Source organism: Nicoliella sp. ESL1120, from assembly GCF_058508515.1.
Genome location: NZ_CP196384.1, coordinates 306,036 through 321,495, shown reverse-complemented (window position 1 = coordinate 321,495; position 15,460 = coordinate 306,036). Strand labels below are relative to the sequence as shown.

Here is a 15,460-nt window from a genome sequence, read left to right as displayed (position 1 = left end):
GTGCTTCCCGTCCTAAGATTCGTAACAAAAGAGCTTGAATAATACATGGCGTGCCGCCATTAGTATGATTATGTAAATGATGCATTAATGTTCATTTTTAACTTGTTAATATTCACTAGCAATTTTAAATGGATTTAGTGCGCAATAATAAACTAAAGTACGTTACCCCCCTAGTATTAGGGGTAAATGTCGCAAAAAATACGATGATAAACACTACAAGTAATAACATCATAAAAGAACGTCGGGAAGCAGAGTTTCCTGTTTTAAAATGCGTAATAATGACATCATTCAAAGATTTCATCCAATGTCAGGGCGTACCGCCCTTCGTATGATTATGTAAATGATGCATTAATGTTCATTTTTAACTTGTTAATATTCACTAGCAATTTTAAATGGATTTAGTGCGCAATAATAAAATAAAGTACGTTAACCCCCCTAGTATTAGGGGTAAATGTCGCAAAAACTATGACAATAAACACTACAAATAATAACATCATAAAAGAACGTCGGGAAGCAGAGTTTCCTGTTTTAAAATGCGTAATAATGACATCATTCAAAGATTTCATCCAATGTCAGGGCGTACCGCCCTTCGTATGATTATGTAGATAGCTATTGGTGGTTTTCAATTTTAATGTAATTGTAGTGCCATAAGCATCTACCATGTTAATTAACCCTCCCATAAATAAAGGACCGCAGCTGTGGTCCTTTATTTAGTTTTACCATCCAAAGGAGCTGATGTATATGTTCAAAAATCATAACCAGTTTAATCTAATGCTAGATGAACAGCTGCGCTTCCAACTCCCACTAGCCAAGCTAGCCAGCTTCCATTTAGCTCCTGAGCAACAGCGCTCAGTGTGCTTCATCCTAGGTGATCAACACTGCCAAGTCCCCATCAACAAAGAGGGGGTGGGACGATTAGCTAAAAAGGATGCCATTAAGGAGCAACTCGGTCCTTATAATGCCCTCCTGCTCACGATTCATCAAGGGACGCTAGTGGTCAAGAACAGTGAGCAGTTGCTGCAACAAGATATCAAGCATTTGGCTAGCCAGTACGGAGCCCATTGCCCCCGCAGCAACTATTTAGCCACCACCGCTCAAATTGCCTGGGCCTTCATGCAAAAGGCTGATATGAACGTTCAAAAGCTCAATCAACTCATGTATCTAACATATGCCTATCACCTGATCAAGTACCATGGGGAGCGCCCCACCCTGCCGCAGCGCCATTCGCAACTATTCAATGCCCAGTTCGTTGCTACGGTGAACGGGCCCCGCTGTACGGCTTATGATTTCACTGGGATTGAACGCGCCGGCATATCGCAGCTCGATCCTGAGTATCCTAACGTTGCCCTCTGTTTTAAAGCTGCCATGGAAGTGGATTATGTATGGCAACTCTATGGAGCGTTCAATGCCTATCAATTATCAATCATCATTGAGCGTGATGGAGTCTGTAACTTCGCGTTCAATGATTCTACGGCCCCGGCGACCAAACAGGGGATTCATATCACTGATATCAACATCAATGGTCACTACCAAGCGGCCCCCTTCTTTGATCAAGATACGATTCCCCCTAAGGAACCGCCATTGGATGATTCCATAATTGACATCTTTGAATAAATATTAATCGCAAACAGCACACCATTAAACGGTGTGCTGTTTTGCATTCTCAGGAGGTTTTACCATGCATCCACCATGACGTCACTACCAACATTCTATTTATCATTCGCTAACCAGAAAGGAGTCCTAAGTATGGACATTATTAATTCACTTAAAATTGCTAAGGCATTATTTAGCACTAACAACCCTAAGAAATTCAAGAAAGTCATCTCAGATATCTACGACATGGCTAGTAAGCGCTATGATGCTAACTATGGTAAGGAGCTTGATCACATTGAGCGCGACATGTTGCCTGCGGAACACCCCAAAGCCCTCGCTAACATCTATCGATCCATGTGTGTGGCAGAGCATAAGTATCCCTCTGATAAGGGCTTTGCCGGGAAGAACATGTTCCTATATGCCATCTATTCGGTCATCCACAAACAGCTCAACCCCAAAGATGTTGCCCACAAGTTCCGAGGGGCTAATTTCAAGGTTGCGGTGTTAGGTGCTAATCAAGCCATCCTATGGCTACGTAGTTAAGTAGGCCCCCATGTATGTTCAAATCAACCCCCCCTAACCACAGGCGGGCACTAAATAAGGTTATCAATCTAAAACTAAAGGAGACGGTTAAATGACAATGAAGGAAGATACTAAACAACTACGCTTGATCAATAAACTGATGGCAGCTAAGAACTTGAACCTGGCCCGCTCAGAGATTGAGCTGACCCGCAAGATTACTGAGCTATCCAAGGAGTTGGCCAAGTTAAGGTCAATCAAAGATGACTACGTTAAGACGATGAGCGAGACGATCAAAAACCTCAGTGAAAATCATCTCTACTATGTTAATGATCAACAACAGAAGCTGGATGCCAGCCAACGGTTGGCCGATCATGAATCAACTCCGGAGCAAAAACGGGGCATGAACTACCGAGGCTACGCTGGGGGCGCCTTGATCAAATACCTCGCGCACAAACAGCAAACCTCCGATCATAAATAGTCAGTAATGCTCAGTAGCAACGCCCGGTGGCAACCAGGAGGGTTCGACTCGCTCCGTTGTTATTGATGGTGCGTGTCACCATCAAGCGTTCAAGGGACGTAGTTAATCACTACGCCCCTTTTTTGATGCCTACACTAATGATTTCCAGAAAGGACTTGAATATTATGACATTTCTAAATTCCAATCGCTTCGCCGCTTTAAATCAATTTTTAACCACTGTTTCTGGGTGCGATCAACAGTATCATATTCAATCCATCATCTTCTGTAATAACGCTGCTTCGACCTCATCGACCTACCTGATCGTGGCTGATGGGATGGGGCGCGTCTACTCACTGGGCTTCAGTGATCACTCGGCGTTCAGACATCGGATCCCAATTGACCCCGCAGTGCCAGTGGCTGCCATGGTGGCAGAAGTCCAAGCTAATGCACCCCTCAATTGTAAAATTAACTTCAGTAGTGATGTTGCGTTCTTCGGGATCCATGAGGCCAAGCCTTACAAGTATGCAGATGTTCAATCACTGAAAAATAAGTGTGCCATTGAACGGAGCTTTTCATCAGATGTCTGCTACATCAAGCGTGTTGACCTAAGACACCACGGCAAGACGCTCGTCGTAACGTATACTTCATACCACAATCCCAACGTGGATAAAGAAGAAGTCACCTATGTCAACTTTATCCCACACACTAACTTTGCTGATTTTAGACTAATCAAGTTCTTGACAAGCCGCTATTCAACAGCCAAGGCAAAGCTCTTGTTCTATAACAACCATGATGCCCAGATGGATAAGTACCTGCGGGCCCAAAACAACTTCAAAATGGATGCAAAACGCCCCAATAGCTGGATCTACGGGCAGAAAGGAAGTCCTGAATATGTCTAATCAGAGCGTAACCACTTATCGAGCGGTGCTTGATTTCTTCTCAGTTAAACTAAACCAACGCTCAGCCGCCATGGCTAAGGCGCTGACCTACATGGCCTATACTGATTACCCTGGCCCAGAGCAGTTGTTCCTAGGCCAATATCGAGCTAATCGCTGGCCGTTGCAGTATCACATCGGACCTCGTGACCAACCACCAGGCCCGCTAGTTCTAACCCCGCAGACGATCGCATTCTTAGAGCAGGTCTGGAAGATGTATGGATACATGAATCAATTTGAGCTCCACCTCATCTGTCTCATCAACACCCATGATCACCACCAGCACCTCGTGATCAGTAACCATGACGAAAACTAATTGTGCCCATGCCCATCCTTGATTGGATGGGTTTTTTTATCGGGAGCGCAATAATCGCAGGGGGGTAAAAAGATAGTAACGCTCGATTGGACTATTAAAAATGGATATAAATTAGGTAGATAAGGAGCACCAAATAATGAAAACACATAAAATATTAACCATCCTCAATACATAGTGAACCGTGGCCACATCATTGCATACTCACTATCAAAGGGAATCAGTATCACTGGTAAGTACAACCCATCAGATCAGTCGGGTGATCAAAACAACCCTAAGAACCTATTTACCCAGACCGCTTATAGTAATCAACGAGTTCAAACCCGTTTTGAAACTGTCGTTAGAAATGCTTTAAAGCGGGGCGAAAAGGTAATCTACCAAGTAAAACCAATCTTCAAGGGTAACGACCTAATGGCTCGAGGCGTTCAAATGCAGGCAGTTTCAACTGACGGTAAATTGAATTTCAACGTTTACCTATTCAACGTCCAACCAGGTGTAGAATTCAACTATGCAACTGGTCGCTCAAAGACCAACCTACAAATGTACATTACACAACCATACGCAAGATAAATAAAAAGACTAGTCACAGTTATGCGGCTAGTCTTTTTAATATTTAGGATAAACTATAGACTTAAACATGATTATCTAATATTAAGTTTCTATTTAGCTTATTAGTTCTTTTTACTTAGTTTGGGATACTTTTTATAAAATTCTTCTCGATGCATACTAAGGTATTCTTTTCTATCATCGTTTAGAATGGCATCATCTATTTTATAACCGTTATTATTAGATGCGTTTATAAATGTTTGACTTGCTTCAGGTCCAAAAATAATATGACCATTATTGTCAATTGTAATTTTATGTCTGTCTATATACTTATCTGGATCTCCAGGATCTAATAATAATGCATTGTTATGATCATAAGCTGAATCAGTATCCCAGTTAGCTAAAGCCTTAGCTGAACCATATAGATGTGAAACAACTAATCCAGAAGTCTGCCTTTTAGTTAGCCAGCAGATTTCTTTACCGTAAATTCTAATACTTTCATCATGAACTGCTTCCTTCATTAGACTATATCTGTAAGAATCTCTTTTTGTATTGGAATTAGCTAGAGTTCCTAATTCTTCACTGTCTAGTGCCAGAACGAAGTCTTCTTTACTACCCTTATTTTCGAACATTGCCAGCTTTTTTAGAACTGATATTAAATAAGAAATCTGATTATATTTTCTGTCTGCAAATTTTTTATAATTTGCCCAATTAAGGGCATCTTGAATATCTTTTTCTGTTGCATGATCTTTCTGAGAGATATCCATATACATTAGCCCAATCAATTCATCATAATTTAATTTTCTGTTGCCTTTATCTCTATGCAAAATGGTTTGAACTATGAATTTAACTTGGTTGTTTTTAGATTCTCTAGTTTCAGAAGAATTAAAACTAGAATGTGAATATACAGTATCTGAAAAAAGTCTTTGTAATTCTTTATAGTCGTTAGAACCTTTTGCTTTTTTATATTCATTTAAATATTTCTTAGTCGTATCAGGATACCCGAGAAAAAAAGGTTTTATAAAACCCAGTTTAATGAATGTGTTAATTTTCTTCCTTGTAGTTGCACCAGATTGATCTCTAGATGGATAAATACTATTAATTGTAGCTTCAAGTTCATTTTGGTGAACTACTTCTTTTTTTAAAGTTCTTTTATTAGTCTTTCCGACTTCACTTACTTCATCAAGTGTTTTTTTATTAAGTCCATAATTATCAATATGATCAACTATTAAATTTAATGTATTTACAAATTGATGATTAAAAAAACCAGTATATGCTAATGTTAATTTCCAATAGTCTTCATAATTTTGATTCATTACAGAACTCTTGTGATTAGATATAATAGGCAAAATTACACTTCCTAATCCATTTTTATAATTGCTAGCTTTTCTACGTTTTGATTTTTAAGTTTTGAACCACTAACTTGATAATTGTGCTTCATACTGTGTATTTTAACACTACCGTAATTAGAAAACAAATCTATTAATTCATCTGGATTAGGTTTAATAGAATTATTAAAGCTTATAACAACGTACTTATAGTTAACTGACTTTTGAATTATCTTTTCCATAAAACTAATAAAGGTATTTTTATTAGTCAAATCAATATGACTTTTATTCCTATTAAATATTTTATCGAACGCCCCATAAAATCCATCATAGTCATTCATTGTTCCTGGGTATGGGGGATCTAAATACAAGAGATCTCGTTTAGGATACTTAGTTAATAATTGCAGTACGTCCATTTGTTCAGATTTAATAGACTTTGAACTATTAAATACTGACATATTATAATCATTAGCAGAATCTAACATATGAAAACCAAAACTTTTATTATGGTAAGCCCTTCTCCGACCATATTTTTCATATGAATAATCTTCATCTCTAAGTTTAACAATATTCTTCCAATTTATATTCATTCTAGAATAAGGTAACTTCCTTATCATTGCTCTTCTAAGTAACGATAAGTACATATAATATTCATATCCATTCAGTTTTTTTTCTGAATACTCAACTAATTTTGCAAGTTCTTCGATTTCATTTGGAAAATATAGATAATTACTTAGCCAATTATATTTATCAATTTGCTTCTTACTAATATCATAACCTTCAGCATTGACTATATTATTAACATCAAGAAGCGTTCCATTGTTTTCTATAAGTGATTTACTTATAACGAATGATGAGTATAAGGAATCATTACTTACAAGAGAATAACCATTGGATTTAAATTCATATGATACAGAACATCCGCCTGCAAAGGCATCTGTTACAGTTTCAACATCATCTGGAATAAGATTCATTATCCATTCAGATAATTTTCTTTTATTACCAATATAATTAACATTAGGAAACATTACATATCCTCCTTGTTTAGGTATATGGATAAAGAATTCGCAATTTTTTTGGCCAAAAGAGGAGGAACAGCATTCCCTATCTGTTGTTGCACTGAACCAGATGTTCCATAAAATATAAAATCATCTGGAAATGTTTGAATTCTTGCAAGCTCTCTCGATGTTAGTGCACGATTTTGAGAATAATGAAATATTTTTCTATTATCACCAGTAATAGTGTATGAAGGCTTTTTGCTATCGTATTTTATATACTTTCTACTATCTCCAGTTTTTGGCCTTAACTTTTCAGGAATTGAACTTCTATCTCCACCATCTGGAATATATGACATTTTTGATAACATTTGTTCACTATGATGCATTGCATTGTGGTTAGGAATATTACTTTTTTCACCATTTTTCAACTTTGGTAGATCATCTATTGCATCTTTTATAGTTACAATTTTATTACTTGGAAGTGGAAATTTATAATCATTATCCTTTAAACTTCCTACAATAAATATCCTTTGTCTATTTTGTGGAACCCCATATTCAGAAGCTTGTAGTACTCTTTTTTGAACAAAATAGCCAATCTTTTCAAAGGTTTTAACTATTTCTTCTATTGTCTTTCCGTGATTATGAATATTTAATCTAGCAACGTTTTCCATAACGAACATCTTAGGCTTTATAATATTAACTACTCTCACAAATTCCTTGAACAGATGATTCCTAGGATCGTCAACAAATGTCCTTCCAGTATTTCCTGCCATAGAAAACCCTTGGCATGGTGGTCCTCCAACGACTACATCAACTTCGCCACTATTTATTGCGCTTTTTATTTCTTCTTTAGTTAAATCTCTTATATCTCCAACTACTAAGTGATGATCCTTGAAATTCTTTTGATAAGTATTTGCTATCTGACTATCAAATTCAACAGAAAACACATTATGGAATCCTGCTTGATCAAAACCCAAACTCATACCACCTGCACCTGAAAATAAATCTACATATTTTCTTATTTTCATTTTATAACGACTCCCCAGATTAGTTAATACTAAGTATTCTACACTAATAGAGAAAAAAAATCACCCATATAACAACAATAATTAATATAAAATTACTCATTCTTATTCATCATCCACCTCCCCCATAACGAAGATGCGAAGCAACGGCCGACTTAACGAGTGGACAATCTGATAATGGACAAACCTCAGGCGAAGAATTAAGTTATCATGGACATGCTACAGGCTATCTTCAACCCAGTAAATATGACGAACCTAATGTTCACTTTACAAAATTGTCGATAGATAATACACCATTTAGTTCAAAAGAGGCACCATATTAGTGCAACACAAAATCAATAGACAATTTAAAAGGGGCGTTACCACACATGCCGTGTGGTAACGCCCTGCTCCTATGTCAATAACTTGGACTAATTTTATGTAGCTTTTACCAAGCTAATTCTTTCATTGTTGTACCACCTTACATACCAATCAATACTGGCGATTACTTCTTCGATACTTTCAAACTTTGTTTGAAAAACAAGTTTCCGTTTCAGCATTGAATAAAAATTCTCAATATAGGTATTATCGTAAGGGTGCCCCTTCAATGAGTAAGAATGCTTAATATTCAACTGATTTAATAATTTTTCGAACTAATCACTAGTGTACTGGCTACCCATATCGCTATGCAAGAAAATCGGTTTATCAGCATTCTTAACTGCTGCTTGCATCGTTTTGGTCACTAATTCTGCTGTCATTTCACTTCCCACTTGATGAGCTAAAACCTGATGGTTATTGGGGTTATAAACACTAGCTAAATAGACCCATCTATGATTAGTTAATGGAATATAAGTCATATCTGCACACCATGCGGTGTGCCAATCCTTATTAACTAAGTTGGATCTTTGTTCATAATCGTTATGCATGGTTGGTTTATGATGATTTTTTATTCAATATAAATCATGCCCATGAAAAAATAATTAAATTTATAATAATAATATCAATTGACAAACTATAAATAATTAAATAAAATAACGATAATCTATATAATAGGAGTTGTTAAAATGAAAAAAATATATTTATGTTTAACAATGTTCATTGCAATGATTATTTTTGGTGTTACCTTCTCTCCAAATAAGACTGTTCATGCAGGTACAGCAGGTTTTCCACAAATGACCACACCATCATACCCATCTGAAAAGGGATACGGATACATATACTTTAACAATACTAAATTAGGCACTCCCGCTCAGGTTATTAAACAAGTCAATGATGCTGCCCCAAGAAATGAATCTGATCAAAGTAAAAATACTGGTTTTAACGTTGATTCAGATGGTAATTACTGGTATCAAAACTATGACTCAAATGAGAATAAGAGTAAAACACTATATGCAGTTAATCAATTAGACCTTAGTAAAAATAAACCTGTAGATGATTTAAAGTCCAATCCTAATTATAAGAAAATTGAAAAAGAAGCATCACTAGTTAGAAAATATCGAAAACAATTAAAGCAGTTAAAGAAAAACAAAGCTAGTAAGAAACAAATTAAACAAGTAACCCAGCGGTTAACTAAGGCACAGAAGGCATTAGCCGATTTACAATAATTTAAAAAAATCCGGTCAAATTTTAATTTGACTGGATTTTTTGCGTTTAATTCGATTTCTTCAAGTTAGCATCAACCTGTTTTTCATAATCAGCTTCTGGTTTCAATTCATTTGCATACCCATTAACCTCATCTTTTTGATCTTGGTTAACGTAATAATCTTGAACTAATCGATCAACTGTAACCGTCTTAGTTACCGTGTGCCCATCCGCAACAGTTTTGCCAATTACCCAATACTTATAGGTAACTAAGTTGCCGTCCCGTTTATAGTCAATGTATGACATCGGATCCCCATTCGAAGTTATGTAACTATATCCAGCAAGGTCACCAGCTTTTGAACTATTACTAGTAACCCCATAATATAGAACGCCTTCCTTCACACCATCCTTAAATGAATCAGGTTCCCACAATAAATTAACCATGGTTCCAATTACCTTATCGCTGATATTACTGTATTTGTTATTACTAGAACTGGATGAAGCCGTGCTACTATCAGCAGAAGAAGTAACACTGCTGGTGGCTACGCTACTACTATTGCTAGCAGACGAGCTAGCGGTACTGGTAGAACTGCTAGCTGAACTGGCAGCCTTTCCCTGGCTCCCCTTATTACCACAACCAACTAATAACAATGAACTTAATAGTAAAACCGTTCCACTCATAATCAAATTTCGTTTCATATGTAATGCCCCCACTAAAATATTTAATATTTCAATAGTTATGATATTACAAAATGATACCAATATCCAAAAAAATCATTATTTTTTCAATTCTTTTATATGCTAACCATATAACGAAATAATTATAGGTGGTAATGCAGTAATAAACTTCATCCTGCAAATTAGATCATGCAGTCATTATTTATAATTTTAATTGTTAAAAAAAACTAATAGTAATATAATAAAGTTAATTAAAATTACATAGGAAGAAGTCTTATAGTTGAATAAATTTATAATTAAAATATTAACTTTAATTACTTTAACGGCATCTGGTATAGCAATATCAGAATTTTACAATTCTAATGTTGCTAAGGCATACACTTTCAATTTGAAGTATAATGAACTTTATACCGCTGGTGAGTATGCACTTCCAATGGATGAGTTGGACTCTAGCGCTGCTCCTTATTTTAGTTTTTATGGGGGTAAAGATAATGAGTCTGATAAAGGACCTGGTTATTTACAACCTATCAATAATGATGTTTATGAACTAACAGGTTGGAACGAATATCTTTTAATAAATAAAGAACCCTACAAAGAGCTTGCACATTATGATGTTTATTCTAATGGCAATACCAGAACAATGCAGGAGTATCCATCTATTCCAGAGGGTGCTATGATGAGTGGAATTGTTGATATCTTTAACTATGCACCTAAAAATAATGAAAATCCGAATTTAAAACCAGTCCAAATTGTTGAATTTTCATTTGATATTAGAAATAAATCAACAGCTAAAGAGCTAAACCAAATTCATACAGTTCGTCAGTATGTAAAAAAACTATTAGCTCTTAAAAAAGCTGGAAAATCAATATCATCGGATGGTCAACTATTAATCGATCAAATGCATGAAGCGACAGTAGCTAAACTAATTCCATCGGATGGAACCAATTACGGTAAAGTATTAACATCAATCCCTTCCTATAAGATTACACCAAAGTTATTTAAATCACATTCGAAGTCAATTAAATAGTTATCGAAATTCAATAAGCAAACGTTAGCTAAAACTGTTATCAAAAAATCCAGTCAAATTAATTTGACTGGATTTTTGATTTTTATAAGCAATTAATTTTTATTGCTAAATGAAGTACGAAAGTTTAATCGGCAATTTATTAACCTTGGTTAAATAGCCTTTATATTTGTATCGACTACCATCATTAGTCCATAATGATAAATGGTTACTACCGTGCATAATAATTTTATAACTATTTGGATAACTCTTGATATTACTATTGTACCCAGACTTTAAGTAGTAGGTGCTACTTCCGACTTTCTTATACTTAGCATTCCAAAAACCACCAGTATAAGAACTACTTTGAATAAATTTTTTATTCTTATTATAAAGATAGTATACAGGATTGATTCCATTATTTTTGGTGTTCTTCTCGGTCCAAATCACAGCTTTATAATAAGCATATCCAGATGAATGATCAGTATCTTTTTGGAGGTTTCCTACCCATTTGCCAACTACCGCATTAGGTTGGCCATTATGCCAAGTGTCTGCATTAGCAGTTAAGCTATGTACCCCCTCTACAGTAGCAAATAATGCTAACGTTGAAACAGTTGTTAATATAATTGATTTAAATTTCATTTTACATCCCCCTAAGTTTATAAATAAAACTAACTTACCACATGTTGATATCCTACACGATCATTATTAAACGGTTCCGCTAAAGTAAACGGTGTTAAGGAACCAATAACCGTTAGTATTTTAATAATTTATTATATTTTTTCAACTTATTCACTACCGATCAATATAATGACAATTAAATTTTAGCACTAATTTTTACACAAAACAAAAACAAATCCAAACAGGCGTTAAAAGCCGCCAGGGCATGTTGGTTATCTCATTGTTGTAAAAAATTACATGCTGATCAATACTGGCGATTATTTCTATGCATTCAAACTTTTTTGAAATACTAGCTCAGTTGTCATTTCACAGCACACTTGATCAAAACTAAAAATCCAGCCAATATTTTAATTTGACTGGATTTTTTATGTTTAATTCGAATTATTAATGCTTTCCTGGATTTGTTTTTCATGATCAGCTTCCGATTTCAATTCGTTCGCATAACCATTAACCTCATCCTTTTGCCCTTGATTAACGTAATAGTCTTGAACCAACTGATCAACTGTAACTGTCTTAGTCACAGAGTGCCCATCTGCAACAGTTTGGCCACTTACCCAATATTTATATGTAACTAAGTTGCCATCCCGTTTATAGTAAATATATGACATTGGATCACCATTTGAAGTGATGTAGCTATATCCGGCAATACTCCCAGATTTTGCATTATTACTTTCAACCCCATAGTAAAGAACGCCATCTTTAACGCTACTCTTAAACGAATCTGGTTCCCACAATAAATTAACCATGGTTCCAATTACCTTGTCACTGATGTTACTATATTTATCATTATTTGAACTAGCTGATGCTGAGCTACTAGCAGCAGATGAGGTAACACTACTGGTAGCAGTGCTACTAGAACTAACAGAAGAACTGGAAGTACTAGTGGAACCACTCGATGAACTAGTAGCCCCCTTTCCCTGACTACTATTGCCACAACCCACTAACAACAAGGAACTTAATAACAACACAGTCCCACTTAAGATCAAATTTCTTTTCATCTTGAATTCCTCCATTATAATTATCAATCGAAAAAATAAAAAAATAATAAAATTGTTAACGTCTTTAGGATTAACTTATCTTAAAGGATCTGTAAGATATAGTTCCAGTAAAGATATTCTTTGGCGTTTTTGACTGATTTTAGTTGGTATGTATTTTTACCTAGCTTTTTATAAAACGCTTCCAATAACATCCCTTCAGCATCACCCCCCTGCAGCATCTCCAAATAGAATTTTTTTATTATTATGGACCTTAATTAAAATATTACCTCAATGAATCGATCTTATATTCATTTTCTGTCAAATTTAAAGGGTCTCTTCATCTAATCATTTGTAATAATTAGATTAGTTTATTTTGGTCTACCTAAAGACTAATCAGAGTCATTATCTAATCGAAAATATGATCACTATCCTTATTTGTTTTAAGGGCACTAAATAGTACACTTAATAATGCATATATTATTGTTGTAGGTGGAAAGAAGAGAGTGGCAATTAATATTAATAAATTAAGCGGGTAGTACATTTTACTTTTTAAGTATTTATAAGTTCTCATTTTATAAATTTTTTCGGGATGGCCATTTTCAGCCTCCAGTTCCTTAGCTATATTGGTGCTTAGGATCTTAAATGTCAAACTCCAAAAGTTGAAAATCAATAAATAAAATATTTCAGGACCTGAATAATCAATGAATTTTCCGACCCAACTAGTTGCTAATGGTAAAAGTGACATTGAAAATAACCACAGATTATTTAACCAGTAAATTTTTTTAGTAATGCGTTTAGTTATAGAAATCATGTAATGGTTATCGTACCAAGCAGTACCAATAGAGATAAAGCTAGCAATATACGCTAAAAAATAAGGCGCTTGATCAACAATAGAAATTAGTTTTGGTGATGATGGGGTTTTGATTTCTAGGACCATGATCGTAACGATTATGGCAATAATAGCATCAGAAAAAGCTTCAAAACGAGATTTATTCATTTTAACTCTCCAATCTTTGCTCCTATGACTAAATAATGGCACAGAAAAGCCTACGATACTGTTAACTATTATTTAAGATAGAAATTTTTAATTTATCTAATGATTAAAAAAGATGTTCAAAACTAGCATTGTGAAGATGATAAAATCACAAATACTGAATTTAGAGCTCTTAAAAAGAAATTATCACAAGTCAAATAGGAACGTGATATTTTAAAAGCTGCGGTGATAATTATTGAAAAAATAAGTATTAATAAAATTAAAAATTATAATTTAAAGTTAATAGTTATGTAATTTTTATGGTTAAATAATATGTTAAAAATACTATTATGTCAATTATCCTATACTGGATAACGTTATCTCACAAATATAATAATAGGATAACTAATTTTTATAATATGTCCGTTTAGGTGTACGTTAACATTATCATCAAGTTTGGTTGTTTGAAAATTTATTTCAAAAATAACTACTTAATAGTAAAAGTGTAATGATATTTATCGCTATCCTTACACTTTTATTTTTATATTATAGTTATAATTATTTTAATCAGATTAAATCAATGTTGATATACTATCGTGAGATAACTCAGATTTGATTTATTTAAAATTTTTGTTCGGATTCTTAACATAGTTTTAGATGAACGTTATTAATAATTTAACGCTTGGCAAAAATTATCGCGACTGATTTTAAAATATTATTTTCCCGTTTTAAAGCCATTAATTTTTTTGTAACTTTTTGATGTCATGTTCATTAGGATTTATAACTCCTTTAGCTTCACGATACCATCGAAGAATAGTTTGATATTTGGGAATGTATTCATCCAAAAGATTGTGAACGTTATCTCCGTCTCTAATCATTTTGATTATTAACCTATTAAATTCTTTTGTATATTTTCTAAACATAGAAAAAGCTCCTATGGTTAAATTATATCGGATTTAAAAATTTCGTCCGAGATTTAATCAAAGGAGCAATGTTTGAATCAACTCGCAATCGAAGCGATATTTAAATTACTAAATTTTAGTTAGATTACCAGTTGTTATCGCTGTAAGTATCATTACTATAATCGTCATTATTATAGTCGTATTGATCATCATTATAATCATCAAGGTTATGGTCATATTGATCATCATTGTAATCATCGTGGTTAGAATCGTATTCATCATTATTATAATCATCATGGTTAGAATCGTATTCATCATTATTATAACCATCAATGTTATGGTCGTATTGATCATCATTATTATAATCATCATTATTATAATCATCATGGTTAGAATCGTATTGATCATCATTATAACCATCAAGGTTATGGTCGTATTGATCATCATTATTATAATCATCATGGTTAGAATCGTATTCATCATCATTATAGCCATCAAGGTTATGGTCGTATTGATCATCATTATTATAACCATCAACGTTATGGTCGTATTGATTATCATCAGGGTCATGTTGATTAAATTTTTGATCATTATTGTTATGATTGTTATCCTGATCGAATAATTTGCTGACAGCGTATCCCCCAACTCCACCAATCAACATCCATTTGAATAAATTAGATCGATTTGATTCTGGATTAGAATGCATGGCATTTGGCTGATAATGATATATTTGACGGGGTTGTGATTTTTGATAAGTTGAAATTGAATTAATTTGAGGATAATCATTTGTTTTGTTTTCAATAATTTCTTGGTTTGATGATTCAATGACTTTAGTGTGTTGGTTTTGTCGCTTTTGCAAGTATTTAAAACCGATAAAGCTAATGATTAAAATGATGATTACTGTTATTAATGGCATGATTATTTTTCCTACTTTCTATTAATTAAATATAATTAAATAGTAATAAGTGA

The 15,460-nt window shown here is 34.2% G+C and carries 18 protein-coding genes and 1 pseudogene; 8 read left to right on the top strand and 11 right to left on the bottom strand.

Annotation, left to right across the window (positions count from 1 at the left end):
- The first annotated feature begins 741 nt into the window (after positions 1-741).
- The 6 genes and pseudogenes from ACSYTE_RS08440 to ACSYTE_RS08415 form a co-directional block, all read left to right on the top strand.
- The gene (locus ACSYTE_RS08440) at positions 742-1,614 is read left to right on the top strand and encodes a Panacea domain-containing protein (protein ID WP_491717614.1); all 873 of its coding nucleotides are present in this window, start codon (positions 742-744) and stop codon (positions 1,612-1,614) included.
- Positions 1,615-1,746: 132 nt separating this feature from the next.
- Positions 1,747-2,136, top strand: a complete 390-nt coding sequence (locus ACSYTE_RS08435; protein WP_491717613.1) for a hypothetical protein — start codon at positions 1,747-1,749, stop codon at positions 2,134-2,136.
- 91 nt (positions 2,137-2,227) lie between these two features.
- Entirely contained in the window at positions 2,228-2,593 is a 366-nt protein-coding gene (locus tag ACSYTE_RS08430; protein WP_491717612.1) for a hypothetical protein, read from the top strand.
- Positions 2,594-2,757: 164 nt separating this feature from the next.
- Positions 2,758-3,471, top strand: coding sequence for a hypothetical protein (locus ACSYTE_RS08425; RefSeq protein WP_491717611.1), 714 nt, complete (start codon positions 2,758-2,760; stop codon positions 3,469-3,471).
- Positions 3,464-3,823: a hypothetical protein gene (locus ACSYTE_RS08420; protein WP_491717610.1), complete on the top strand. Its 360-nt coding sequence runs from the start codon at positions 3,464-3,466 to the stop codon at positions 3,821-3,823. The genes ACSYTE_RS08425 and ACSYTE_RS08420 overlap by 8 nt, the downstream gene beginning before the upstream one ends.
- A gap of 171 nt (positions 3,824-3,994) precedes the next feature.
- A pseudogene (locus ACSYTE_RS08415) lies at positions 3,995-4,390 on the top strand (DNA/RNA non-specific endonuclease); the annotation flags it as partial.
- 101 nt (positions 4,391-4,491) lie between these two features.
- Here the strand turns inward: ACSYTE_RS08415 and ACSYTE_RS08410 are convergent.
- From ACSYTE_RS08410 to ACSYTE_RS08390, 5 genes are all read right to left on the bottom strand, one after another.
- On the bottom strand, positions 4,492-5,682 hold the full coding sequence (locus ACSYTE_RS08410; RefSeq protein ID WP_491717609.1) for a hypothetical protein: 1,191 nt from the start codon (positions 5,680-5,682) through the stop codon (positions 4,492-4,494).
- Between the two features lie 44 nt (positions 5,683-5,726).
- A complete protein-coding gene (locus tag ACSYTE_RS08405) occupies positions 5,727-6,722 on the bottom strand; it encodes a DNA adenine methylase (protein WP_491717608.1) in 996 nt (331 codons plus the stop codon).
- The gene (locus ACSYTE_RS08400; RefSeq protein WP_491717607.1) at positions 6,722-7,720 is read right to left on the bottom strand and encodes a DNA cytosine methyltransferase; all 999 of its coding nucleotides are present in this window, start codon (positions 7,718-7,720) and stop codon (positions 6,722-6,724) included. Before ACSYTE_RS08400 ends, ACSYTE_RS08405 begins: the two co-directional genes overlap by 1 nt.
- A 413-nt stretch (positions 7,721-8,133) precedes the next feature.
- Complete coding sequence (locus ACSYTE_RS08395; protein ID WP_491717606.1) at positions 8,134-8,328, bottom strand: integrase core domain-containing protein; 195 nt, start codon at positions 8,326-8,328, stop codon at positions 8,134-8,136.
- Positions 8,329-8,349: 21 nt separating this feature from the next.
- Positions 8,350-8,622, bottom strand: a complete 273-nt coding sequence (locus tag ACSYTE_RS08390) for a DDE-type integrase/transposase/recombinase (protein WP_491717605.1) — start codon at positions 8,620-8,622, stop codon at positions 8,350-8,352.
- A gap of 138 nt (positions 8,623-8,760) precedes the next feature.
- Between ACSYTE_RS08390 and ACSYTE_RS08385 the strand changes: the two genes are divergently transcribed.
- On the top strand, positions 8,761-9,300 hold the full coding sequence (locus tag ACSYTE_RS08385) for a hypothetical protein (RefSeq protein WP_491717604.1): 540 nt from the start codon (positions 8,761-8,763) through the stop codon (positions 9,298-9,300).
- Between the two features lie 46 nt (positions 9,301-9,346).
- Here ACSYTE_RS08385 and ACSYTE_RS08380 read toward each other — a convergent pair whose 3' ends face one another.
- Positions 9,347-9,976, bottom strand: coding sequence for an Lreu_0056 family protein (locus ACSYTE_RS08380; RefSeq protein ID WP_491717603.1), 630 nt, complete (start codon positions 9,974-9,976; stop codon positions 9,347-9,349).
- 259 nt (positions 9,977-10,235) lie between these two features.
- Here ACSYTE_RS08380 and ACSYTE_RS08375 point away from each other — a divergent pair, with 259 nt between their 5' ends.
- Complete coding sequence (locus ACSYTE_RS08375; RefSeq protein WP_491717602.1) at positions 10,236-10,982, top strand: hypothetical protein; 747 nt, start codon at positions 10,236-10,238, stop codon at positions 10,980-10,982.
- A 105-nt stretch (positions 10,983-11,087) separates the two neighbouring features.
- Here the strand turns inward: ACSYTE_RS08375 and ACSYTE_RS08370 are convergent, their stop codons facing one another.
- The 5 genes from ACSYTE_RS08370 to ACSYTE_RS08350 all read right to left on the bottom strand — a co-directional run bounded on the left by ACSYTE_RS08370 (position 11,088) and on the right by ACSYTE_RS08350 (position 15,407).
- The gene (locus ACSYTE_RS08370; RefSeq protein ID WP_491717601.1) at positions 11,088-11,600 is read right to left on the bottom strand and encodes a hypothetical protein; all 513 of its coding nucleotides are present in this window, start codon (positions 11,598-11,600) and stop codon (positions 11,088-11,090) included.
- A gap of 410 nt (positions 11,601-12,010) precedes the next feature.
- A complete protein-coding gene (locus tag ACSYTE_RS08365) occupies positions 12,011-12,637 on the bottom strand; it encodes an Lreu_0056 family protein (RefSeq protein WP_491717600.1) in 627 nt (208 codons plus the stop codon).
- Positions 12,638-13,022: 385 nt separating this feature from the next.
- The gene (locus ACSYTE_RS08360; RefSeq protein WP_491717599.1) at positions 13,023-13,613 is read right to left on the bottom strand and encodes a TMEM175 family protein; all 591 of its coding nucleotides are present in this window, start codon (positions 13,611-13,613) and stop codon (positions 13,023-13,025) included.
- Between the two features lie 713 nt (positions 13,614-14,326).
- Positions 14,327-14,512, bottom strand: coding sequence for a hypothetical protein (locus tag ACSYTE_RS08355; RefSeq protein WP_491717598.1), 186 nt, complete (start codon positions 14,510-14,512; stop codon positions 14,327-14,329).
- Positions 14,513-14,636: 124 nt separating this feature from the next.
- The gene (locus ACSYTE_RS08350) at positions 14,637-15,407 is read right to left on the bottom strand and encodes a hypothetical protein (protein ID WP_491717597.1); all 771 of its coding nucleotides are present in this window, start codon (positions 15,405-15,407) and stop codon (positions 14,637-14,639) included.
- Positions 15,408-15,460 lie beyond the last annotated feature (53 nt).

Coding starts and splice junctions, on each gene's coding strand:
- ACSYTE_RS08380 (WP_491717603.1), bottom strand. CDS start 9,976: ATGAAACGAAATTTGATTATGAGTGGAACGGTTTTACTATTAAGTTCA.
- ACSYTE_RS08430 (WP_491717612.1), top strand. CDS start 2,228: ATGACAATGAAGGAAGATACTAAACAACTACGCTTGATCAATAAACTG.
- ACSYTE_RS08350 (WP_491717597.1), bottom strand. CDS start 15,407: ATGCCATTAATAACAGTAATCATCATTTTAATCATTAGCTTTATCGGT.
- ACSYTE_RS08355 (WP_491717598.1), bottom strand. CDS start 14,512: ATGTTTAGAAAATATACAAAAGAATTTAATAGGTTAATAATCAAAATG.
- ACSYTE_RS08370 (WP_491717601.1), bottom strand. CDS start 11,600: ATGAAATTTAAATCAATTATATTAACAACTGTTTCAACGTTAGCATTA.
- ACSYTE_RS08400 (WP_491717607.1), bottom strand. CDS start 7,720: ATGAAAATAAGAAAATATGTAGATTTATTTTCAGGTGCAGGTGGTATG.
- ACSYTE_RS08410 (WP_491717609.1), bottom strand. CDS start 5,682: ATGAATCAAAATTATGAAGACTATTGGAAATTAACATTAGCATATACT.
- ACSYTE_RS08360 (WP_491717599.1), bottom strand. CDS start 13,613: ATGAATAAATCTCGTTTTGAAGCTTTTTCTGATGCTATTATTGCCATA.
- ACSYTE_RS08425 (WP_491717611.1), top strand. CDS start 2,758: ATGACATTTCTAAATTCCAATCGCTTCGCCGCTTTAAATCAATTTTTA.
- ACSYTE_RS08405 (WP_491717608.1), bottom strand. CDS start 6,722: ATGTTTCCTAATGTTAATTATATTGGTAATAAAAGAAAATTATCTGAA.
- ACSYTE_RS08385 (WP_491717604.1), top strand. CDS start 8,761: ATGAAAAAAATATATTTATGTTTAACAATGTTCATTGCAATGATTATT.
- ACSYTE_RS08435 (WP_491717613.1), top strand. CDS start 1,747: ATGGACATTATTAATTCACTTAAAATTGCTAAGGCATTATTTAGCACT.
- ACSYTE_RS08365 (WP_491717600.1), bottom strand. CDS start 12,637: ATGAAAAGAAATTTGATCTTAAGTGGGACTGTGTTGTTATTAAGTTCC.
- ACSYTE_RS08440 (WP_491717614.1), top strand. CDS start 742: ATGTTCAAAAATCATAACCAGTTTAATCTAATGCTAGATGAACAGCTG.
- ACSYTE_RS08420 (WP_491717610.1), top strand. CDS start 3,464: ATGTCTAATCAGAGCGTAACCACTTATCGAGCGGTGCTTGATTTCTTC.
- ACSYTE_RS08390 (WP_491717605.1), bottom strand. CDS start 8,622: ATGCATAACGATTATGAACAAAGATCCAACTTAGTTAATAAGGATTGG.